The organism is Methylocaldum sp. GT1BB, from assembly GCF_051027545.1.
Taxonomy (GTDB): Bacteria; Pseudomonadota; Gammaproteobacteria; order Methylococcales; family Methylococcaceae; genus Methylocaldum.
Genome location: NZ_CP194902.1, coordinates 4,529,798 through 4,551,478, shown reverse-complemented (window position 1 = coordinate 4,551,478; position 21,681 = coordinate 4,529,798). Strand labels below are relative to the sequence as shown.

The 21,681-nt window shown below is 60.8% G+C and carries 16 protein-coding genes; 10 read left to right on the top strand and 6 right to left on the bottom strand.

Annotated features, from left to right (window positions below; genetic code table 11):
- Positions 1 to 11 precede the first annotated feature (11 nt).
- Complete coding sequence (locus tag ACR2TX_RS21560) at positions 12 to 806, top strand: hypothetical protein (RefSeq protein ID WP_077732249.1); 795 nt, start codon at positions 12 to 14, stop codon at positions 804 to 806.
- A 284-nt stretch (positions 807 to 1,090) separates the two neighbouring features.
- On the opposite strand, the gene zwf is transcribed toward ACR2TX_RS21560, so the two are convergent.
- The 3 genes from zwf to ACR2TX_RS21545 all read right to left on the bottom strand — a co-directional run bounded on the left by zwf (position 1,091) and on the right by ACR2TX_RS21545 (position 5,001).
- Entirely contained in the window at positions 1,091 to 2,566 is a 1,476-nt protein-coding gene (gene zwf / locus ACR2TX_RS21555; RefSeq protein ID WP_434113280.1) for a glucose-6-phosphate dehydrogenase, read from the bottom strand.
- A gap of 785 nt (positions 2,567 to 3,351) precedes the next feature.
- Complete coding sequence (locus tag ACR2TX_RS21550; protein ID WP_434113278.1) at positions 3,352 to 4,065, bottom strand: methyltransferase family protein; 714 nt, start codon at positions 4,063 to 4,065, stop codon at positions 3,352 to 3,354.
- Positions 4,066 to 4,092: 27 nt separating this feature from the next.
- Complete coding sequence (locus ACR2TX_RS21545; protein WP_434113276.1) at positions 4,093 to 5,001, bottom strand: alpha/beta fold hydrolase; 909 nt, start codon at positions 4,999 to 5,001, stop codon at positions 4,093 to 4,095.
- 490 nt (positions 5,002 to 5,491) lie between these two features.
- On the opposite strand from ACR2TX_RS21545, the gene ACR2TX_RS21540 reads away from it, so the two are divergent.
- From ACR2TX_RS21540 to ACR2TX_RS21530, 3 genes are all read left to right on the top strand, one after another.
- Positions 5,492 to 5,920 carry a PRC-barrel domain-containing protein gene (locus ACR2TX_RS21540; protein ID WP_434113274.1) on the top strand — a complete coding sequence of 143 codons (429 nt, stop codon included), beginning with the start codon at positions 5,492 to 5,494 and terminating at the stop codon, positions 5,918 to 5,920.
- A gap of 110 nt (positions 5,921 to 6,030) precedes the next feature.
- Positions 6,031 to 6,588, top strand: coding sequence for an HdeD family acid-resistance protein (locus ACR2TX_RS21535; RefSeq protein WP_347258027.1), 558 nt, complete (start codon positions 6,031 to 6,033; stop codon positions 6,586 to 6,588).
- A gap of 323 nt (positions 6,589 to 6,911) precedes the next feature.
- Positions 6,912 to 8,549 carry a reprolysin-like metallopeptidase gene (locus ACR2TX_RS21530; protein WP_434113272.1) on the top strand — a complete coding sequence of 546 codons (1,638 nt, stop codon included), beginning with the start codon at positions 6,912 to 6,914 and terminating at the stop codon, positions 8,547 to 8,549.
- Between the two features lie 138 nt (positions 8,550 to 8,687).
- On the opposite strand, the gene ACR2TX_RS21525 is transcribed toward ACR2TX_RS21530, so the two are convergent.
- A complete protein-coding gene (locus ACR2TX_RS21525; protein WP_077732250.1) occupies positions 8,688 to 9,080 on the bottom strand; it encodes a diacylglycerol kinase in 393 nt (130 codons plus the stop codon).
- 400 nt (positions 9,081 to 9,480) lie between these two features.
- Here ACR2TX_RS21525 and ACR2TX_RS21520 point away from each other — a divergent pair, with 400 nt between their 5' ends.
- The 5 genes from ACR2TX_RS21520 (at position 9,481) to ACR2TX_RS21500 (ending at position 16,184) form a co-directional block, all read left to right on the top strand.
- Positions 9,481 to 11,064 (top strand): SulP family inorganic anion transporter, encoded by a 1,584-nt coding sequence (locus ACR2TX_RS21520; RefSeq protein ID WP_434113270.1) that lies wholly within the window; start codon positions 9,481 to 9,483, stop codon positions 11,062 to 11,064.
- Positions 11,061 to 11,933: a hypothetical protein gene (locus tag ACR2TX_RS21515; RefSeq protein ID WP_434113268.1), complete on the top strand. Its 873-nt coding sequence runs from the start codon at positions 11,061 to 11,063 to the stop codon at positions 11,931 to 11,933. The genes ACR2TX_RS21520 and ACR2TX_RS21515 overlap by 4 nt, the downstream gene beginning before the upstream one ends.
- Positions 11,934 to 12,293: 360 nt before the next feature.
- Entirely contained in the window at positions 12,294 to 12,647 is a 354-nt protein-coding gene (locus tag ACR2TX_RS21510; RefSeq protein ID WP_077732393.1) for a BON domain-containing protein, read from the top strand.
- A 253-nt stretch (positions 12,648 to 12,900) separates the two neighbouring features.
- Positions 12,901 to 15,291 carry a glycoside hydrolase family 65 protein gene (locus tag ACR2TX_RS21505; protein WP_434113266.1) on the top strand — a complete coding sequence of 797 codons (2,391 nt, stop codon included), beginning with the start codon at positions 12,901 to 12,903 and terminating at the stop codon, positions 15,289 to 15,291.
- On the top strand, positions 15,288 to 16,184 hold the full coding sequence (locus ACR2TX_RS21500) for a universal stress protein (RefSeq protein ID WP_077732388.1): 897 nt from the start codon (positions 15,288 to 15,290) through the stop codon (positions 16,182 to 16,184). The genes ACR2TX_RS21505 and ACR2TX_RS21500 overlap by 4 nt, the downstream gene beginning before the upstream one ends.
- Here ACR2TX_RS21500 and ACR2TX_RS21495 read toward each other — a convergent pair.
- On the bottom strand, positions 16,181 to 16,942 hold the full coding sequence (locus ACR2TX_RS21495) for a beta-phosphoglucomutase family hydrolase (protein WP_133716539.1): 762 nt from the start codon (positions 16,940 to 16,942) through the stop codon (positions 16,181 to 16,183). The genes ACR2TX_RS21500 and ACR2TX_RS21495 overlap by 4 nt on opposite strands.
- A 453-nt stretch (positions 16,943 to 17,395) precedes the next feature.
- Here ACR2TX_RS21495 and ACR2TX_RS21490 point away from each other — a divergent pair, with 453 nt between their 5' ends.
- Positions 17,396 to 20,572: a cation-transporting P-type ATPase gene (locus ACR2TX_RS21490; RefSeq protein WP_434130685.1), complete on the top strand. Its 3,177-nt coding sequence runs from the start codon at positions 17,396 to 17,398 to the stop codon at positions 20,570 to 20,572.
- A 351-nt stretch (positions 20,573 to 20,923) separates the two neighbouring features.
- Here the strand turns inward: ACR2TX_RS21490 and ACR2TX_RS21485 are convergent, their stop codons facing one another.
- On the bottom strand, positions 20,924 to 21,637 hold the full coding sequence (locus tag ACR2TX_RS21485) for a class I SAM-dependent methyltransferase (protein WP_077732385.1): 714 nt from the start codon (positions 21,635 to 21,637) through the stop codon (positions 20,924 to 20,926).
- Positions 21,638 to 21,681 lie beyond the last annotated feature (44 nt).

Here is a 21,681-nt window from a genome sequence, read left to right as displayed (position 1 = left end):
AAGGGGACCTCATGACTATCAGTAATTTCCGGCGTTTTGCCCGCTATATCGGCATCGACTATTCCGGCGCTCAAACGCCGACCGCTAGCCTGAAGGGGTTGCGCGTCTATCTGGCGGAACGGGAAGCGCTGCCCGTGGAAGTGCTGCCGCCGCCGGGCCCGCGCAAATACTGGAGTCGGCGCGGCATCGCCGAGTGGCTGGTCGAGCGCCTGTCGGAAGGCCAGCCAACGCTGGTCGGCATCGACCACAGCTTTTCCTTTCCGCTCCGTTATTTCGAGGTTCATCACCTGCTGCCCGATTGGCCCGCCTTCCTAGACGATTTTCAGCGGCATTGGCCGACCGACGAGGACCACACTTATGTCGACTTTATCCGCGACGGCCTTCGCGGCGATGGCGCCGCCCGCACCGGCAGCCCCCGCTGGCGCCGTCTTTGCGAGGAGCGCGCCAGGGCGAGGTCGGTGTTTCATTTCGACGTGCAAGGCTCGGTCGCCAAATCCACCCATGCAGGCATTCCCTGGCTGCGGTACCTCCGGCGGCAACTGGGCGAGCAAGTGCATTTCTGGCCTTTCGACGGCTGGGCCATCCCGACCGGAAAGTCCGCCATTGCCGAGGCATATCCCTCGTTGTGGAAGAATGTGTATCCAAGCGAGGGCCGCACCCCCGATCAGCACGACGCTTATACCATCGCTGCGTGGCTACGGGAGGCCGACGACGATGGCCGCCTGCAAGGTTTGCTCGAACCCGTGTTGACACCCCCGGAGCGTGCCGTCGCTGGAGTGGAGGGTTGGATACTCGGAGTAGGGTAGAGAGTCAGCTCAGGGGCCAACATCGCCCGCTTTGGCGATGTTACTTTAAGAAAGTCGCCGACGACGGCATCCCCGGCGAAAGCCGGAATTTCGTTCCGGCTTTCTTCATTCGAAACGGATGTCGTCGCTGGCCGGGAAAATCACCCAACTTGCTCTGCAAGTCGTTCATTCGGCAGCCTTTGCGGCTTTGCCGCCGTTGATGGCGGTGCATCGCCGTGGAATTCGCCGGAATCGTTTGCAAGCACGGGGGCTCGCATCCGCAAAGCGGTTCTTCAGCCCCGGTCTCAATCGTCCTCGTGCCAGCGATGGCCGCTGCGCGACAGCAGTTCCGCAGAGGCGGCGGGGCCCCAGGTGCCGGCTTTGTAGGCTTCCGGACCTTTGGGATCGGCGGCCCAGGTATTGAGGATCGGTTCGACCCAGCGCCAGGCCATCTCCAATTCGTCCTGGCGCACGAACAGCGATTGGTTGCCGCGGATGATATCGAGCAGGAGACGTTCGTAGGCTTCTTCGCGGCGTTCGCTGAATTTGCTGGTGAAATCGAGGTCCAGGGAGACCGGCCGCAATTCCATCGAATGGCCTGGCCGCTTGGCGTTCAGATAAAGGCGGATCGATTCGTCAGGTTGAAGGCGGATGACCAGTTTCGCCGGGGCGCGGGACCCGTTGCGGGGCAGCGGAAAGATGTGGTGGGGCACATCGTGGAAATGGATCACGATGTCGGCCAGGCGGGTGGGCAGGCGTTTGCCGGTGAACAGGTAAAACGGAACCCCGGCCCAGCGCCAGTTGGCGATTTCCGCCTTGATGGCGACGAATGTTTCGGTCTTGCTGCCGGCGGGGACGCCGCTTTCTTCGAGATAGCCGGGCACCGCCTGGCCGCCGCAAATGCCGGCGCGGTATTGGCCGCGCACCGTGTTGACCTGGACATCCTCCGGGGTGAAGGGTACCAGGCATTCCAACACCTTGAGTTTTTCGTTTCGGATCGCGTCGGAGTCGAGGCTGGAAGGCGGTTCCATGGCCACGAAGCAGAGCAGCTGCAGCAGATGGTTCTGCACCATGTCGCGCAGCGCGCCGGTACCGTCGTAGAATCCGGCGCGACTGCCGATCCCGACTTCCTCGGCGATGGTGATTTGGACGTCAGTGATCCATTGCCGGCGCCACAGCGGTTCGAACAGTGCGTTGCCGAAACGCAGCGCCATCAGGTTTTGTACCGATTCCTTGCCCAGGTAGTGGTCGATGCGGTAGATCTGCTTTTCCTGATAGTGGCGGCCGACCGCCACGGTGATGGCGTTGCTGGAAGCGAGATCGTGGCCCAGGGGTTTTTCCAGCACCACCCTGGAATTTGGCCCGTTGAGTTTCTGCCGTGCCAGGCTTTCGCAGATCATGGAGAACAGCGACGGCGCCACCGACAGGAAAAAGACGTTCACTTCGGCCGGGGTTCTTTCGAGCAGGGCCTTCAACGCGGCATATTCTTCCGGATTCTCGGCGTCGATCCTTTCGTAGATCACCCGCCGACGGAAGGCTGCCCAGATTTCGTCGTCCCAGTCGGCCTTCGGCAGGAATTGTCGGGCCTTTTCCTCGGCGATCGCGCGATAGTCTTCCACGGTATAGTCTCGCCGTCCGAGACAATAGAAATAGCCGGCATCTCCCAGCTGGCCGTTCTTATAGCTCTGGTACATCGCCGGCAACAACTTGCGCATCACCAGATCGCCGGTGCCGCCGAAAAAAACCAAGTTGAAGGAATGGGGGAAAGGGAGCTCACTCATTGTTTGAATCCTCGTAGGCCGGGTAGGGTTACAAGAGGGACACGCAAAAAAGTCGGTCAAAGCAAATCCCGCCCCTTGCCAGCCGGGATCGGGGGTCTGATGCGACTTTCAATCTACGAGCGATGGCCAAAATGCGCTTTCGCGATTTTGCGCCAGGCACAATGAGTATACCGCGCATGGCACCGCTCCCTGGCGGACAGCGTCGGCAAGAAATTATAAGAAATTCAACCGTCTAATGCGGAGTCTGGGCCTGGATGGTAAGGGGCCTTGCCGTAGATGTCAACGTAGCTTCCGGTTTGACAGATTCGCGCTCGAACCTTCTGCAGCCGTTGAAGTCGTATTTCTAACTTGGCTCATCCCCAGTCCGGGGAGTCAAGCGGTCCTGATATTGCGGCGGCAGCAGGTCGCCCGGTTGTTGGAGAATCGTCATGGCTCATGAAGAACGACCGAAGTCACCTGAATCCACGGAGTCGAACGGTCCGGGTGGAGCGGGGGCGGGTAGGCAGCCCGTTGAACCGGCGACGGAGCATGAAAAGAAAGAGGAAACTGCCTCTTCGCCGGCAGGCAAAGCCGATTCGTCCGGTCGGCAGACTCGCAAGGCTGACGTCAACATCGCACCCGAATCGCGTGTCGGGGCGGCCGGGGCGCGCGAGGACAGCGAAGCGGGAGGCGCTTAAATGTCGGGCAAGTACCGCTTCATCGACCGACGCACCGCGTCTACGGCGGTTTCAGGTCTCGGACCAAGCGTTCCTCATCATCCGCATCGGGCTGTGTTGCGAATTCCTTTAGGCGGACACTTTGGGAACACGAGTGGCGGACTTCTCTTGCGGCAGCCCGCCCAGCCGAAGCAGGGATGAAGCCGAGGGAAAAAAGAACGGTGTTCCGCTCGATCGATACTCTTCATAGGGTTCGCCGTAGGCCGCTAGCAAACGGGCTTCCTCGTGTCGCGAACCCAGATAGGCATAGGCTGTGGCGACCAGATTGAATGCAAGGCCGTTCGCCGTCAGACGCGGTGTCAGCCAAAGGACCGGCACGGCCAAGGCATTGAGCGGATGCCGCATCAAGCGGAACGGGCCTTCTGCCTGCATTCTCCCGTCCGAACCGAGAATGGGGCCTTGAGCTTCGGGTTCCGGCGGCACTAGGTGAGCTCCGTTCCACCAAGCCTTCAGGCCCGGCAGACCCAGCATTCTCGCGGGACCGATCTGACCGACGGCGGCAGCGGCGTAAGCGCTGATTCCGAGGCGGAGCAGCCGTATCAAGGTGGCTGGAGGGCCTTCCAGGGCATAGAGGGTCCTGTCGGGGAGTCGCTTGATGTATCGGGCGAGCATGGCCGCCGAGGCGAACGAGGTCGCCACGTAAAAGGGACGATACCAGACCCGTCGCCGGCGTTCGCCGATGAGGTTTGCCGCTGTTCGCTTGGCGGGGCGGCTGGCTAAGAGGCTGTGCACCGCACAAAATGCCAGCGTAGCGACCGCTGTTCGTGCAACGTGTTTCCACATACGCATTCCTCCTGTCGGTGTTTCATTTTAGGCGCGGGAATTCGCCGCACGGGTCGGCTCCGGTCGTTCTGCATCTGCCATTTGCAGAAACCGGTTCAAGGCCGCCGCCACACGTTGCGGTTGCTCGACTTGAGCGGTATGGCCGCAGCCGGGTAGAACTTCCAGCCGCCCACGGGGTAGACGTTCCACTGCGGATTTGCCGTGCCGAACCGGGAAAATCCGGTCGCCATCGCCCCACAGCACGAGTGTCGGCATTTTCAGCCTATGGAGTTGGTCGAGCACGATTTCGGATTCGCGCTGCCCCCATAAGGTATTGGCGGCCCGGAGGGTGAGCAGAGTCGCCTCCAAATAGCCCGGGAGCAGGGCCATCCGAAAGAGCCGGTCGTACCAGGCCCGCGGTATCGACCAAGGCTTGGCGAACAGCAGTTGCGACAGTCTGACCGACCACTGCCACGCCCCGAGAGGGGTCTTGCACCAGGCTGTGAGGAATTCTCCGGTTCCGGGCACGATCTGACCGCGTATCAAGGGGTTTATCTCATGCCCCAATCCGGCGCTGCTGATGAGCGCCAAGGCGGATACGCGTCCCGGATGTCGAAGCGCCAAATGCACGCCAATCAGCGCGCCAATCGAATTACCGATGATGCTCACGCGCTTCAGGCCAAGCCGATCGAGAAAGGATGCGACGAATGCCGCAAGACAAGCAGGCGAATAATCGATGCGCGGCTTATCGCTGCCGCCGAATCCCGGCAGGCTTGGCGCGTAAAGAGTATGGGCGGATGCCATTAACGGCATGATCCAGCGCCATGTATGAGCACTGTCCGCCGTCCCGTGGAGTAATAACACCTCCGAACCTCGCCCCGCCGCCAAATATTCGGTGGCGATAGGTCCGCGGGAGGTGCTGACGGTCAGCCGGTATTCCTGAGGGGTTCCATCCACGATGACGAGCCTTGGCCTAAATTGTCTAATTTACGCGATGGCTCCATAGCTGCCCATTCGGAGTAATTCCTATAGCGGCGGAGAGCATTGTGCGAAGAGGCCCTGATCCAGGGCCTCTTGATGGCGAATCCGCCGATACCGCCATATACGCTAACGAGCAAAGACGCAAGCGGTTCGGTATCGAAATTGCGGCCGGGTAGGAGGGGATTTTTCCGGCGGCGACCGTGTCAGATTTAGGATCAGGCACGGCTATCCGGAAATCGATCGGGATAAACACGGAGGATGATGTGCCGACCGTGCAAGCAGCCGGTGTTCATCGCAATGGTGTTCACGGGATTCTGATCCATGAGGAAGCGCCGCTGACTGGGGCAAGCCGGTATAGGAAAAGGTTGCTCCCAGCTGCAAGGCCAGGCACGGACTGCGCCGTCAGTGTTTGCTGTCGCACCCAGCCGAGCATGTTGAAAAAACCGTAATTATCAGGAGTGAAGTTATGGAACTCAAACTTGCAAGAACCCTTGTCCTGTCCACACTTTGCGGCTTCGTGTGGGCCGCCGGATCTACCGCACAGCCACAGGAGGGCGCGCCGGTTGCGGGCGAGGCCACGTTTGGCACGACGGTCATCCAGCATGAACTCATCGCCAGGGGCTGGCGGGCCTCGAAGCTGATGCGCGCGAATGTCTACAACGAGAACAATCAGAAAATCGGCGCAATCGACGATTTCATCGTGAGCCCCGATGGATCTTTATCGGTCGCGATCATGGATGTCGGCGGTTTCTTGGGTATGGGGGCTCATCGTGTCGCCATACCGGTACAACAGTTTCAACCTATCGGGGACAAAACCGACGTATCCAAACTCGTTCTGCCTGGAGCCAGCAAGGACGCGTTGAAGGCGTTGCCCGAATTCAAGTACACCCGGTAACCGCAATACCGGCGCGGGAGCGGTGTTCCAGCCGCGGATGACGCTGGATTGCCGATATCCGCGGCTTTCCGCGCGATCTTTTGAATCGGCAGCCTGAGTGAGGACACATCATGAGGGAATTACTTGAGCAAGCTTGGTGGATGCTCGCCGTAAGAGGGATCATTGCCATTCTCTTCGGCGTTCTCGCCCTTATCTGGCCCGGCCTGACGCTATTGTGGCTGGTTGTCCTGTTTGCCGTCTATGCGTTTATCAGCGGCGGGTCGGCGGTCGCCGCCGCCGTGACGAACAGGAAAAGGGACGAAATCTGGTGGTTGATCCTGCTGCTGGGTCTGGTCAGCATCGGCGCCGGGGTGATCGCCGTTATTCATCCGGCCCTGACGGCGCTGGTGCTTGTACTCCTCATCGGCGCGAACGCGTTGGTGACGGGCGTGCTTGACGTGGCCACGGCCATTCGTTTGCGCAAGGTGATCGAGGGCGAGTGGTTGCTGATCCTGGAGGGGGTTGTCTCCGTCCTGTTTGGCGTTCTGGTGTTCCTGTTTCCCGGAGCCGGCGCACTGGCTCTGATCTGGCTCATCAGTTTTTACGCGCTCGTCACCGGAGCTCTGTTGCTCACGCTGGCTCTTCGTGCGCGTGCGTGGGTGAGGAGCGAGGCCTTGCGGCACGCCTGATCGATGCGCCTGTTGAAACCCGCGCATCGTCTCGCCGGCTTCCGTAACGCCGCACCTAAGCAAGCCTCGACAAGCAATGTCGCCGTTCTTTGAGAAATGTCGATCAGTTCGATGGACTTCGCACTTTCGGTTCCGGGGCGCGCCATGGCTGATCGGCTTTTCCGGCTTGAACGGACCGATCAATCTCTTACCGCGCAGCGGCTATCCCTGATACGCGGAATCCTCTCCGGGAAATGCAGATGGCGTTCCTATTGACCTGCACTTTTGTGTGTTTGTAGCATCGGTCAATCGTTTCGGGTAAGTGCAAGCTTTCGGAGGGATCCATGACATCGCGGCTCAAGTCGGTCCTATTGGCTTTAGGAATGGGGACTGCGGCATTTTTTGCGGCATCCGTCGAGGCGGATGAGTCCAACCGTGGCTCGGTGATCGAGACATCGACCGCTCTGACCATCGACGCGAATGGACTCCATCTCGCTGCGCACAATCGCAGGTTGGATACGCTCCTGGCCGAGCTGGCGCAGAACAGCGGGATTGAGTTCGTTCGTCCGGAGGGCTTGGAGGATCATCCGGTCACGGCAAGGGCCGATGCGGCCGACTGGGCGTCGATTATTCGGGCGGCGTTGCAGGGGTTCAACCATGTGGTCCAGTTGAACCGGGCCGGGACGATCGAACGTGTCGTCATCACCGGGCTCAACGGCGACGGGGCGGATTCGGCGGTGCCCGGTCCGAGCCTTTTCACTGAGGTCGGCGCGGTGAAGAATTCGACCCGGAACACTCTTCCCCCCGACTTGGCCCAACTGCCCCGGAAGGCAGTTCGACCTATCCGCCTCGATCGGGCGCGAATGATGGCGATGAAGTTTGGCGAGGAATTGCCGTTGAGCCTGCCGAGCGGACAGCAGGCGTTCGTTCACGACAACCGCTACGCCCACGAAAACGGTGATATTACCTGGGTCGGATATCTCAAGGCCGACGGTCAGGCTTTTCGTGCGGTGATGACCTTCGGGGAGACTGGTGTCCAGGGGCAAATCTCGACGCCCGAGGCGCTTTATCAGATCGCGCCGGGCAGCGGACAGCACCAGTGGCTGGTCGATATTCAGGCGGCGGGACTGAGCCATTCGCCGCATCACAGCCCGGAACCGGTTCCTGCTTGGACGTCTGGGCCGGCTATCCAAGGCGACAAACCCGAAGACCCAGAGGCCGCCCAAGCGGCAGACGCCGCGTCCGGCGGACCAACGGCAAATCCCGACAGCGGCGCTTCGACGCCGACGACCATCGACCTGCTGGTGCTTTACACTCCCAAGCTCGCCTCGGGCAAGGCGATCACCCGCATTAACCAGTTGATCGCGCTGACCAATCAGTCCTTTGTCGATAGCCGAATCGCAATCAGTCTGCGGCTGGTGAAATCTTTGCGGGTCGATTATCCCGAAGCTGTCGACAATGGGACGGCGTTGCGCGATCTGACGCTCGGCCGAGGCGTTTTTCGGAACGTCGTCACCTGGCGGCGGGAATCCGGCGCCGATCTGGTCACGCTGATCCGACCGTTCGAACACACTGCCCAAAAGGGCTGCGGCAGCGCCTGGCTGAACGGGGCCGATGGACAGCCGCTTTCGTCGAATCACGCGTTTTCGGTCGTCAACGATGGCCGAAGCGGCCTGTATTACTGTTCGGACTACGCGCTGGCGCACGAGTTGGCGCACACCATGGGAAGTGCGCATGACCGCGTCCATGCGGGTGTCGGAGGTGTTTTCCCCTATTCCCATGGGCATAGCGTTCCGGGATCCTTCGGGACGATCATGAGTTATACCCACCCCCGGTTGGGTCTTTTCTCCAATCCACATATCTCGCAGTGCAGGGGCGCGCCGTGCGGGCTGGACGCCTCCGGTCCCGCAGCGGCCGACAATGCCCAATCGCTAAACGCGGTGCGCGCTCTCGTGGCGGGCTTCAGACCGGCCGTTCGCTAGAGCGTTTTCAGATCGGATGTAGGGCGACTTGGGCGCTTTACATCTCCCTCGAGAAGCGATCCGACTCGTCGTCGGAAAACGATTCGGGCTCATGGCTAGACACGCTAGCTTGCTTCGGCCCGAACCGCTGCCGGCGGTTCAATCGGGATAGACTAAGTACCAGATTCGGCTGACCTCGGTCAGGAAGACCACTAGCCACATCAGTATGCTGATTCCGGCTGCAGCCGCCGCGATGTCCTTGATGACCTTGATTTTAAAGTTTTCCCGGTCCTCCACGAAATCGCAGAGTGCCTCGATAGTGGTGTTGAGCATCTCGACGATCAGCATCAGGCCGGTTGTCACCATGACCAAAAGAAAGTCGATCCACTGACGGAAATAGAAGCACACGGAGAGGACGATCACGGACAAGACGACTTTGTAGGCTACGCTAAAATCGTAGAAGATGGCGTAGCGCAATCCCGACAGCCAAACCTTCAATTTCCGGAGCGGGCTGTAGCCTTCTTCGCCGGTACCGAAAAATTTGTGGCGCATTCTTCTTAGATCGTGTCGATGTTCGCTTTGGTTCCGAAGCGTCGCCGCTGAAAGGTTGATGAAAGGTTCGGACGATAGAATGGCGATCAAGTATGCTCGCGCCAGCGTGGGGTAGTCCGTAGAACGGTGCGTCGCGGCTATGGCTGTTGTCGTAGCCGCTGCGATTCGATCTTGCTGCAGCTACCGGGGTGTTCCCCTTTCAGCTCGAATTCGCCATAGGGATATGATTTGGTGGGATGCATCAGTGCTTGATTCGCCTTCCGAGCACACTCGTCCGGATTTATACGGCGTTACAGCGCGCCGAGAGCGGAGCCGGCGGATGGGGTCGTCTCCATGGAAAGGGCATAGCGCCCCATCGGACTCTGCGAGCTGATTTACCCGAACAACGAGGTGCTGCCTAATGATACATAAGCATTTTCACTATTATCTGAGCCATCTGCGGAACGACATTCCGGCGGGCGTCGTCGTCTTCCTGGTCGCCCTGCCGCTGTGCCTGGGGATCGCACTCGCCTCGGGCGCCCCGCTGTTCGCCGGCATCATCGCGGGCATCGTCGGCGGCGTGGTGGTCGCCTGGGCCAGCGGCTCGCAGCTGAGCGTCAGCGGCCCGGCCGCAGGCCTCACCGTGATCGTGTTCAACGCCATCGACAAGCTGGGCAGCTTCCAAGTCTTTTTGCTGAGCGTCGTCCTCGCCGGCGGGCTGCAACTGCTCCTGGGCTTTCTCCAGGCCGGGGTCATCGGCGCCTACTTCCCCTCGGCCGTGATCAAGGGCATGCTGGCCGCCATCGGCCTGATCCTGATCCTCAAGCAAATCCCGCACGCGGTCGGCTACGACGCCGATTTCGAGGGCGATGAAGCCTATGTCCAGGCCGACGGCCACACGACCTTCTCCGAACTCGCCTATTCGCTCGAAGCGATTTCGCCCGGCGCGGTGATCGTGAGCACGGTCGCCATCGGCATCATGCTCTTGTGGGAGACCCGCCTCTTCAAACAGAATGCGGTTTTATCCCTGATCCCCGGTCCCCTGGTCGCGGTCCTCTGGGGGGTGGCGTTCAATCTGCTCTCGCAACACTTCCTACCGGCCTTCGCGATCGCGAAGGAGCACCTGGTGAGCCTCCCGGAGATTCAGGGCGTCGCGGGCTTCTTCCAGCAGTTCACCCTGCCCGATTTCAGCCAGTGGGCCAATCCCGAGGTGTACACGGTGGCGGTCACCATCGCCATCATCGCGAGCCTCGAGACGCTCCTGAGCCTCGAAGCGGCGGACAAGATCGACCCCTTGAAACGCATCGCCCCGACCAATCGCGAACTGAAGGCCCAAGGGCTCGGCAATCTGCTCAGCGGCTTGATCGGCGGCTTGCCGATGACGGCGGTGATCGTCCGGAGTTCCGCCAACGTGAACGCGGGCGGCCGCACCAAGATGGCCTGCTTCATCCATGGCGTTTTGCTGCTGTTGAGCGTGATGTTCATCACCCGCTACTTGAACCTGATTCCCTTGGCCTGTTTGGCGGCGATCCTGCTCCTGACCGGCTACAAGCTGGCCAAACCCAAGCTGTTCAAGGAGATGTACGCCAAGGGGGCGAGCCAGATCATTCCGTTCGTGGTCACCATCGTCGCGATCCTCGCGACCGATCTCTTGAAGGGCATCGCGGTCGGCATGGTCGTCGGTCTCTATTACGTCATTAGAACCAACTTCCAGGCGGCGATCACCCTGACCCAGCACGGCAACAATTATCTCTTGCGCTTGCACAAGGATGTGTCTTTTCTCAACAAGGCGCTGTTGCGGGAGTATCTGAACCGGGTGGGCGAAAACGGGTATGTCATCATCGATGCCACGCGGGCGCAATTCATCGATCAGGACATCCTCGAAACCATCCACGACTTCGTGGCCGCCGCCTCGGACGACAATATCACCGTGGAATTGAAAAACCTCAATGGCAGCTCCGGATTGATACCACCAAAGCAGGCCATCCCAGTCGGCGTTTTATGAAATCGGAGGAAAACGGTCGGGGACAGCGGATCGACTACCGGCCGGTCGGTCGGCTTCCTTGGATCGAAAGTCGTGCGACGATAGCGGTTTCGAGCCTGATCCCGGTATTAGGGCGATCGAGAATTCCGATTTGCAGCGGCACGCTTTCGATATTCGTCTTGCTAACAGTTGCCTCCGGGGCTTACGGAAACATCTTCGAAGACGGGGAGAACGGTGATGCCGCTCTGAGCAGCGAGAGGCCTCACATTCCCGAGCCGATGGTGTTCGATTTGGTCAGGCCGCTGGGCGTGCAGCAGGGAGAGTTCGAGACCAATGTTCTGGCGGGGCACTCTCTGAGAAACGGAGAAACGGATTGGGCACCGGAACTGGAATATGCGGTCCGGGACGGCTTGGCGGTGGAATTCGAACTTCCTTTTGAAAACCTATCGATAGCCGAATACAAGCTGGCGGTGCAAGGGACTCTGGGAACGCTGTTCGGACGCCGCTTCATTCACGGTTGGCAGGCCATCGGGCGCTATGACCGGCATCACGACGGCTATTCCGCCGACGCTCTTTATCTCGCCGGCTATCGCTGGGACCACGCGTTCAGCACCTTCAACATGGCGGGGCTCAGATGGTCCGGTATCGATCGGCGCAATAAATTGGCAGGTATCGTCAATACGAGCTGGTTCTACGGTATCTCCGATCGCGTGACGCTGGGCATCGAACTGGACAATGAAATCGCATCGCGCTGGGGCTATCTGTTGATGCCGCAGATGCATCTGGACTTCACGGATCACGCCACTCTTCAGCTCGGAGCCGGCCCATCCCGCCTGCCGGGTCAGCCTACGGAGTGGATGGCGGTCTGGCGCATGATTTTCACGTTCTAAAGCCGATTCGATTCGGACTAGAGGCGAAATTTCAGAAGATGAGGCCACTGCCGATCGATCGGAAGTCATCCGAAATCGACGCCGCTTCAGTGGACAAGAAAATAGCCTGTTCATCCTGACCGTCCCGGCTTTTATCTGCTTTGCCATTTGGGTTAAGCCGCTACGTATCCAACTGCCTTTCCAGGCTGAAAAAATCGTTTGAGCCATGATTTTTCGTACGAATTCGCTGTCGTACCTTTAATGAGGCCAAATCCTGTCCGATCGCGAAAAAAGGGTAGGGCATACCCTTCGGGAAAATCTCGGCGGGTCAGCCTCAGCCGAAAGGAAGTATTTTCTGATTCCCAAGGAGGGTACAAGATCATGATTACGCGCAAATCCGTCTTAGCATCTCTCGTGGCTATCGCCGTTGCCGGTTATTTCGGATCTGGGGTCATGGCTGCGCCGGACGATCCGATGGACTCGATTCTGGCCGAAACCGCCGGGGGATACATGAGCGACACGGCGATTACCGCCAAAGTCAAATCGGCATTGCTGGCGGATCAGAGCACGAGCGGCCTCGCCATTCAAGTCGAAACCAACAAAGGTGTCGTGCAGCTGAGCGGTTTCGTCGACAGCGCGGCCGAAAAGGAGCGGGCGGCAGAAATCGCCAGTGGCGTCGAGGGCGTTAAAGATGTCAAGAACGACATCCGGGTAGGCCGTAAGGAGACTCCTTGAGGGCTGAAGTAGAACGGGACGGGACAGCATCGAGAGTCGATTTGGATCGGATGACGGTCCATCGGCGGTGGATTCCCGTCCCGGCAGTCATTCGGAGCGCCGACCGCCGTGGCGGTCGGCGCTCTCTTTACTCCATAGGGCGGATCTCCGCCTTAATTCGTCAACATCGGATCGAATCGCCGACGGGGCATTCATCCTTAAACTGGGCGAAAGCCGAACCGGATAGGCCTGTTCGGCGCATGCATACTCTTGGGTGTTCCGCTTTCTTCTCGTCATGAAAGATCACCGGGTTAACACGGCACGAACTGGCGCTTCCTGTTTTGGTCCCACGGACGATCCGCTATGGCGAATCGAGGAAGAGGGTTTCAATCTGGCGCGGGAGCACGAAATCGAGTCGTTGTTCGCGGTTTCGAATGGCTATGTCGGTTCTCGTGCGTCTCTCGCGGAAGGAAGCCCGTTGTCGGATCCCGCAACGTTCATCGCTGGAGTTTACGACACCGATTCATCCGCCCAAGGTGATCCCGTTCCGGAACTCGCCGCGGCTCCCGATTGGATGCAGCTGAGCTTGCTGATCGGCGGACAGGAGTTCCGTCTCGATCAGGGCGGTTATCTTTGGCACCGCCGCGTGATCGATATGCGGCACGGTATTCTGTGGCGCGAATTTGACTACCGGGCGGGGAACGAAGGGCTGATTCACGTACGTGCCTGCCGCTTGGCTTCGCTTGCCGACCGGCATGTTCTCTTTCAGTGCATACAACTGAACGCGGAAAACCAGTTTCCCCGAATTCATCTCCGGGCGCTGACCGAACCGGAGGTCGAACGTCCCGGCCGGGTACGTCTAACGCCAGAACCCTGTCCGCCTTCGGAAATTGGCCCCGATTCGCCCTATCTGCTCGAGCTGTGCACGCGAACCACGCAAATCAAGGTCGTGGTCGCTACCGCGGGCCGACTGCGGATCGGCGGCAAGGTCGTCCCGCCGCAAGTCGAACCGCTGCCGGACCGACGCGTCGAGTCCTGGGAGCTGGATATCGAGCCGGGGAAAACTTATCGGTTCGACCGTTTGGTCGTGATCTACACCTCGCGGGAGACCGAGCGACCGGCCGCCATGGCTGCGGACCATTTGGGGAGGCTGTTGAATTCCGCTCCGGAAGACGTGATCGATGCTCACTCGCGGGCTTGGGAAGAGCGCTGGCGGGAAAGCGACGTCGAAATCGAGGGAGACGAGGCATTGCAGAGGGCCGTGCGGTTCGCATGTTATCACCTGATCGGGGCCGCCAACCCGGAAGACGAGCGGGTTTCCGTCGGTGCTCGGGCTCTGACCGGCGAAGCCTACAAAGGCCACGTCTTCTGGGACACCGAAATCTTCATGCTGCCCTTCTACATTTTCACCCATCCCCCTTCGGCACGGGCACTCCTGATGTATCGGTATCACACTTTGCCGGCCGCACGGGAAAAGGCGCGTCGGCTGGGCTACCAAGGAGCGCTGTACGCCTGGGAATCGACCTACACCGGCGAAGAGACCACGCCGGGTTACAGCATAACCCCCGACGGCGAGATCAAGCCCATTCTCAACGGCGTGCTGGAGCACCATATCAGCGCCGATGTCGCTTATGCCGTTTGGCAATACTGGCAGGCGACCGCGGACGAGGCGTTTCTTTTGCAAGCCGGTGCGGAGATTCTGTTCGAAACCGCACGATTTTGGGCGAGCCGGGGCCTTTTGGAGGAGGATGGAAGCTATCACATCCGGGAAGTCATCGGTCCCGACGAGTATCACGAGGGCATGGACGATAACGCTTTTACCAACCTGATGGCGCAATGGAACCTGGAATGTGCCGCGGAGGCGGCGCGCATCGTCGCCGATCGGTGGCCGGATCGCTGGCTGGAGCTTGCGCGCCGCCTCGATGTAAACGAGGACGAACCCGAGACATGGCGGGACTTGGCGCGGCGAATGTATACCGGGTTCGATCCGAAGACAGCGCTGTTCGAGCAGTTCAAGGGGTACTTCGAACTGGAAGACATCGACCTCGCCCGATACGGTCCCCGTATCTTGCCGATGGATATGATTCTCGGGCGAGAGCGGACGCAGTTGAGCAAAGTCGTCAAGCAGGCCGATGTCGTAATGCTGATCTATTTGTTCTGGGACCGGTGGTCGCCCGAGGCGCGTGAGGCCAATTTCCGCTATTACGAGCCGCGTACCTCCCACGGAAGCTCCCTGAGTCCGTCCATTCATGCCGCCGTGGCCGCTCGGCTGGGCGATATCGAAACCGCCATGCGCTACTTCCGCCAGGCCTCGGAAATCGATCTCACCAACAATATGGGAAACGCAGCGGGAGGCGTTCATGCCGCGGCGCTAGGTGGGTTGTGGCAGGCCGTGGTTTTCGGCTTCGCGGGATTGAGCGTGCGGTCGGACGGGTTGGGCTTTACGCCCCACTGTCCGCAAGAGTGGCGAGCGCTCCGTTTTCGGTTGGTTTGGCGGGGCGTCTGCCTGCACGTGGACGTTAGGCCCGAAACCGTCGAAATCGTCGCGGAGTCGGGCGAGCCCGTGGTAATTCAGGTAGGGGACGCGTCGCCCGCGCGGTTCGTATCCGGCCAGCGCGTTCGCTGGAAACTGGTTGAAGGAGTCTGGAAGGAGGTTTCAACATGAGCGATGAGCGTGCGGAAAGGAACACAGTCGTATTGCCGCTCGATACAACGTCCCGGTCCGCTGCCATATTGCCGGTCGCGAAGACCGTCATCCAACTCGCGGAGGCAACCCCGTGCGTTGTGCAAACCGAATGGCCGACAAGTTCTCTTCCGGAGTTGAAGAAGAAATTTCCCAGCCTGAAAGCACTGCTCAAACATGCCATCATCGCCCCGATGCAAGGGCAGCCGGCCGAGGGGATTGTCCGTGCGGCTACGGAGTGGCGCAGCCTATGCATCGTCATGGCAATGCACGAGGGCAAGAAGATGCCCGATACCGGGCTCGATTCCACTGCCGAAGGGGTTCTTCGGGAGATGCCTTGCCCGGTCGTGCTGGTGCCGCCGGAACGCGAGCCGACGCCGTGGCGCATTCGGCAAGTGGTACTGCCCCAGGATGGTACGCCCGAGACCGCCCGAGCGCTGGGTCCGGCCATCACGCTTGCCGGGCGCACTGGCGCCAGTTTGTTGGTCCTGCATGTGTCCGGTGCACATGCCCCTCCGCCGCAGGAACCTGGCACATTGACCGCACCCCAATATGTCGATCAGCCCCAGCATGAATGGCCCGCCTGGGCACAGGAATTTCTGGAGCGGGTAAGATACTTGTCCGGAGAACCGGTTAAGGGCGGAATTCGGATGTTCATGGCGCGCGGCGAGCCCGGTCCCGAGATCGTGCGCTTCACCCACAGTCGCGGGGCCGATCTGATCGTTCTGTCATGGCATGGCGAACTGGCGCCGCGTTGCGCTCTCACCCTGCGCTACGTGCTCCAGTATGCGCCATGCCCGGTCCTGGTTTTGCCAGAGAGCCGCGAACAATCCGGCTTGCCTTTTCATCCCCGATCGGGCGAGAGGACGTTCTAGTCCGTGCTCAGTTCGACGAGGTCCGCCACCACAATATCCGCCCCCGCCGTTTTCAGGGCGTCTGCATGGCCGGTTCGGTCGACGCCGACGACGCAGCCGAACCCTCCTCTGCGACCTGCTTCGACTCCGGCGATGGCGTCTTCCACAACCACCGCGCGGGGTGGCTCAACGGCGATCCGCCTGGCGGCCTCGAGAAAGGAATCCGGCTCCGGTTTGCCGCGCAAACGCATTCGTTCCAAGTCGATCCCGTCGACCCGCGTATCGAACAAGTCGCTCAACTGCGCCGCCTCCAGGACTTCGGCACAGTTCCGGCTTGCCGACACGACGGCCGTCGCGAACTTCTTCGCTCTCAGTTCATGAATCAGGTCGACGCTCGATGGATAGATCTCGGCACCGCGGCTCCGGAGGAGTTCCAGATAGAGGACGTTCTTCTTGTTGCCGAGCCCGCAGACGGTCTCTCGGTCCGGTCCATCGCCAGGCTCGCCGTAGGGAAGCGCAATGCCGCGCGAGGCCAGAAAGGCGGCTACGCCGTCGTAGCGAGCCTTGCCGTCGATGTAAAGCCGATAGTCCGAATCTGCATCGAAACTACGCTGGGGCTCTCCGACACGAGCCGCGTACCGCTGCAGAAAGTCGTCGAAAAGAGTCTTCCACGCGATTTTGTGGAGCGTCGCCGTTTGCGTGATCACGCCGTCCAAGTCGAAGATGACGGCATCGTAATCTCTCCGCGTGATCGCGTGCGAGGATGAGCGGATATTCATAACACCTCCGTAGTGCCTTCGAAAAAACTTCCGTATATCGATTGGACCTCAGGCAATGGGAAATCTGACAAGAAAGCGGTGTGCGCCGGAAAAGTGCCGCACGACAATTGAATCGCATTGTCTTGGGCGGCAAACTGTTCGAGCACCGGACTCTGGGTAGAACGACGGCAGGCCGCGCCGCAGACCGGTAATCCTAGAAACGGCAGTTGACCGCTTCGATGCACCAGAAAAGCCTTTCAAGTCTTAACCGTCACCGCTTCTATCCGCTTCACCGTTTAGGTGAGGCCGCTACGCACCCGATTGCACGGCGGGCGGGCCGCCTGGCGGCGTTGCTCCTTCTTGCGGGGGACGGCCCCGCGGCGGCGTCGCGCCTTGCCAGCCGTCCCGCCCGCCGCACACTCGGACGCGTCCAACTGCCGTTTCTAGGATAATTCCAATAATAAGGAGCACCTGATGAGTGATACGACCAGCGATTCGCCGGAAAAGACGGGTGAAGTCACCGCTTGGCACAATATTTCGGCGGAACAGTCGATAGAACGCCTGGAGACCGACCGGCGGCATGGGCTTTCCGAAGCCGAAGTCCGCGAGCGGCTGGCACGCTTCGGCCCGAACCGCCTGCCGCCGGCCCGCAAGCGCAGCGCCCTGCTGCGCCTACTGTCGCAGTTCAACAATCTGCTGATTTACGTTCTTCTCGCGGCGGCGACAGTCACCCTGCTGCTGGGAGATTACGTGGACACCGCCGTGATCGTGGCCGTCGTGGTGCTCAATGCCTTTATCGGCTTCATTCAGGAGGGCAAGGCCGAAGCGGCTATCGAGGCGGTGCGAAACCTGTTGTCGCCCTCCGCCGCGGTGCTGCGGGAAGGGCGCAGAATGACGGTTCCGGCCGAACAATTGGTGCCGGGCGACCTGGTGCTGCTGCAATCCGGCGATAAAGTGCCGGCGGACCTGCGCCTGGTCGAGGTCCGGAGCCTGCGCATCGATGAAGCGGTGCTTACCGGCGAATCGGTGCCGGTAGAGAAATCCGCGGCGCCGGTGGCTCCCGATGCGCCGGTGGGCGATCGGCTGTGCATGGCCCATTCCGGCACTCTAGTGACATACGGACAAGGCATAGGCGTGGTGGCCGCCACCGGCACGGCCACCGAAATCGGCCGCATCAGCACGATGCTGGCGGAGGTCGGCGCTTTGGCCACGCCGCTGCTCAAAAAGATCGAGCAGTTCGCCCGGTGGCTGACCGCCATCATCTTGGGCTCGGCCGCGGCGACTTTTGCTTTCGGCTGGCTGACCCGCGGTCTAGGGCTGGAAGAGATGTTCATGGCGGCGGTGAGCCTGGCGGTCGCGGCGATCCCGGAAGGCTTGCCGGCTATCGTCACCATCACATTGGCGGTCGGCGTGCAGCGCATGGCGCAGCGGAACGCCATCCTGCGCAAGCTGCCGGCGGTGGAAACCCTGGGTTCGGTCACCGTGATCTGCTCCGACAAGACCGGTACTCTGACCCGCAACGAAATGACCGTGCAGACGTTGGCGACGGCCGAAGACGAAATTCAGGTGAGCGGCGCCGGTTACAGTCCGCAGGGCGGCTTCAGCCGGGGCGATGCCGAAGTATTCGCGGCGGATTTGCCCCACCTCTTGGATCTGGCCCGTGCCGGGCTGCTGTGCAACGACGCGGCCCTCCACGAGGAGGACGGAACCTGGCGCCTGGAAGGAGACCCCACCGAGGGCGCTCTGGTGACCTTGGCGTACAAGGCCGGATTGAATCCCGCGTTCGAGCAGGAAGCCCTGCCGCGCATCGACGCCATCCCTTTCGAATCGCAGCACCGCTTCATGGCCACTCTGCACCGCGACCATTCCGGCCATGGATTGATCTTCCTGAAAGGGGCGCCGGAAGTCGTGCTGGAACGCTGCAATCGGCAGCGCCGCGAAGGACAGGACGAGCCTATCGACCCCGCGCTTTGGCACCGAAGAACGACCGAGATCGCCGCCCGCGGCCAGCGGCTTCTGGCGCTCGCCATAAAGCCTTTGACCGAACCGCCCGGATCCCTGACCTTCGAAGACACCGAAGGCGGCTTCACCCTGCTCGGGGTGGTCGGCATGATCGACCCGCCGCGGCCGGAAGCGGTGGATGCCGTGGCCCGCTGCCAAAGTGCCGGCATAAGGGTCAAGATGATTACCGGCGACCATGCCGCGACCGCCAGCGCGGTGGGCACGCAGCTCGGCATCGGCGACGGCGCGCGGGCATTGACCGGCGCGGAGATCGAGAAGCTCGACGACGAGGCTCTGCGTAACCAGGCTAGGGAGGTCGAGGTGTTCGCGCGAGCCAGTCCGGAACACAAGCTGCGCCTGGTGAGAGCCTTGCGTGAGGAAGGCCACGTGGTATCGATGACCGGCGACGGCGTGAACGACGCCCCGGCGCTCAAGGCCGCCGACATCGGCGTGGCCATGGGGCAGCGGGGTACCGAGGCCGCCAAGGAAGCCGCCGAAATGGTGCTGGCCGACGACAATTTCGCGACCATTGCCACGGCCGTGGAGGAAGGGCGTACGGTTTACGATAACTTGCGCAAGACCATCCTGTTCACCATGCCCACGAACGGCGGCGAAGGCGGGGTGATCATCATTGCGATCCTCCTGGGTACGGAGCTACCCGTCACCCCTCTGCAAATCCTCTGGATCAATCTGGTGACGGCAGTGACTCTGGCGCTGACCCTGGCCTTCGAACCGCCGGAAGGCGATTTGATGCAACGTCCGCCGCGTCCGCCCCGCGAACCGCTGGTGACGCGTTACATGCTGTGGAGGATCGCCTACGTCTCGCTGCTTCTGGTCGGAGCGACCCTGGGACTGTACAAATGGGAAATCGGCCAAGGCTCGTCGGTGGAGTTGGCGCGCACCGCGGCGGTCAACGCATTGGTTGCCGGTGAACTGGTCTATCTGATCAACAGCCGCTTCTTCCTGGCTCCGAGCCTTTCGTTGCGCGCCTGGTTCGGCAATCGATACGCCATTCTGGCCATTGTCATATTGATCGGTTTGCAGTTGGTGTTCACCTATGCGCCGTTCATGCAGAGCGCCTTCGGTGCCCGCGATCTGAGCGGCGAAGCGTGGCTCCGGATTGCTGGCGCGGCCTTGGCGGTTTTCCTGGTCGTCGAGCTGGAAAAAGCGGTCGTTCGCCGGCTCGGGAAACCGGTATTGGGCAAGCCCGTGCGGCCCGTGGCGCCGGAGATCCGACCGGCGCGCCTTTGGGATCGGGCCGCTGCGGTGTTGGCCGGCCTGTTCGGGCTTGTCCTGCTTTGGCAGCTGTTGGAGGTTTCGGTACGCCTTTACGCCTTGGCGGCGGGTGCCCAAGTCGGTCCGATTACGACTATCGGAATGATTCTCGCGGTTTTCGCCGCCTTGTTGTCCTTGGTGTTGATCGTAGAGGCACTGCTCGGCATCAAAGCGAATAAGGGATCGTTGACGGCGCTGAAATTGCTGATTCCGGCGCTGCTTCTGGCCGTCGCTTGGCACGCGCCGCTGTATCCGTTCGAACCATGGCACCTTCCTTGGCTGCTCGCGGCGAGCACGACGCTGGTCGTCTTGGGAATCGCTTATCTGATCCTGTCGCTGATGGTTCGCCGGACCGGCCCGCCCGATAGCCTCTAATCCCGATCGGCATTCGAGTGAACATTACATAGGCGGGTTAGCCCCTCGGCTCCGCTCGGGACAGGCCCTTCGACGGAGCTCAGGACAGGCCCTTCGACAGGCTCAGGACAGGCCCTTCGACAGGCTCAGGACAGGCCCTTCGACAGGCTCAGGACAGGCTCCGCGTAGCCCACCGACCCGTCGACTTGGCTCAGGACAGGTCCGAGGTCGCTTGGTGGGTTACGGCGCACGCGAAGCACAGTGATCGGCGGTCGGTCAGTGCTGATGTGCGCCTAACCCACCATCGATGGGTTTTGCTTCGCTCTACCCATCCTACAAAATGAATGCCTGATTGAACGCGATTTGGAATAACTATCGGCGATCCGCAACGCGCGTGTCAGTGTCCGGGGATCGCACGATCAGCATTTCATCGCCGCCTCTCTGAAACTCGTAGGGCACCTTGACGGTCGCGATCCGGTAACCTTCGGTGGTCAGTTGCGCCACTACGCCGTCGAGATGGCGCGATCTGACCGCGCCGAGTTCCAGCAGGGGGAAGACGCGGACCTCCGCTGCCACGCGGCAAAGCTCGCGCAGGGACTGCAAGTGGAATGCCGCGTCGAAATGAGCGCTGTAGAGAAACAGAAAGTGCGAGCACAATGCGAGGTCGAAGGACCGCTCGGCAAAAGGCAAACACGGAAGCTCGGCGTCGATATACCGTCCCTCGCGTTGTCCCTCGGGGTAATCCGCCAGGAACGCACGCATGGCGCGCAGGCGCATTTCGCCGAGTTCATCGACGGAGCGGATATGCGACCAGACGAATTCGTCGGCATTCTTGCGTGTCTGCTCGATCACGAGGGGAAAAGTGTCGTCTATGCGAGAGGAAATCTCCCGTGCCGTAAACCGATAGAGCGGATCGACCGAGACCACCCCGCCGCCATGTGCCGTCAGCTCCGCATTAAAGCTGGCGGGACCGTCTCCGCAGCCGAGTATTCTTCTTCCGAGTTCGTGCGGTTTCAATGCAAACATGGCGACATATTCGGCGAAAGAGCGTCCCCACGGAACGACTTGATCGAGGTGAAAAGCCATTCACGCTATCCTTTCAAATCCGATGATGCAATTGATCGATCGTA

Bases quoted from the DNA above. Each gene is read 5' to 3' on its own strand.
- ACR2TX_RS21560 (WP_077732249.1), top strand. From the start codon at position 12: ATGACTATCAGTAATTTCCGGCGTTTTGCCCGCTATATCGGCATCGAC.
- zwf (WP_434113280.1), bottom strand. From the start codon at position 2,566: ATGAGTGAGCTCCCTTTCCCCCATTCCTTCAACTTGGTTTTTTTCGGC.
- ACR2TX_RS21550 (WP_434113278.1), bottom strand. From the start codon at position 4,065: ATGTGGAAACACGTTGCACGAACAGCGGTCGCTACGCTGGCATTTTGT.
- ACR2TX_RS21540 (WP_434113274.1), top strand. From the start codon at position 5,492: ATGGAACTCAAACTTGCAAGAACCCTTGTCCTGTCCACACTTTGCGGC.
- ACR2TX_RS21535 (WP_347258027.1), top strand. From the start codon at position 6,031: ATGAGGGAATTACTTGAGCAAGCTTGGTGGATGCTCGCCGTAAGAGGG.
- ACR2TX_RS21530 (WP_434113272.1), top strand. From the start codon at position 6,912: ATGACATCGCGGCTCAAGTCGGTCCTATTGGCTTTAGGAATGGGGACT.
- ACR2TX_RS21525 (WP_077732250.1), bottom strand. From the start codon at position 9,080: ATGCGCCACAAATTTTTCGGTACCGGCGAAGAAGGCTACAGCCCGCTC.
- ACR2TX_RS21520 (WP_434113270.1), top strand. From the start codon at position 9,481: ATGATACATAAGCATTTTCACTATTATCTGAGCCATCTGCGGAACGAC.
- ACR2TX_RS21515 (WP_434113268.1), top strand. From the start codon at position 11,061: ATGAAATCGGAGGAAAACGGTCGGGGACAGCGGATCGACTACCGGCCG.
- ACR2TX_RS21510 (WP_077732393.1), top strand. From the start codon at position 12,294: ATGATTACGCGCAAATCCGTCTTAGCATCTCTCGTGGCTATCGCCGTT.
- ACR2TX_RS21500 (WP_077732388.1), top strand. From the start codon at position 15,288: ATGAGCGATGAGCGTGCGGAAAGGAACACAGTCGTATTGCCGCTCGAT.
- ACR2TX_RS21495 (WP_133716539.1), bottom strand. From the start codon at position 16,942: ATGAATATCCGCTCATCCTCGCACGCGATCACGCGGAGAGATTACGAT.
- ACR2TX_RS21490 (WP_434130685.1), top strand. From the start codon at position 17,396: ATGAGTGATACGACCAGCGATTCGCCGGAAAAGACGGGTGAAGTCACC.
- ACR2TX_RS21485 (WP_077732385.1), bottom strand. From the start codon at position 21,637: ATGGCTTTTCACCTCGATCAAGTCGTTCCGTGGGGACGCTCTTTCGCC.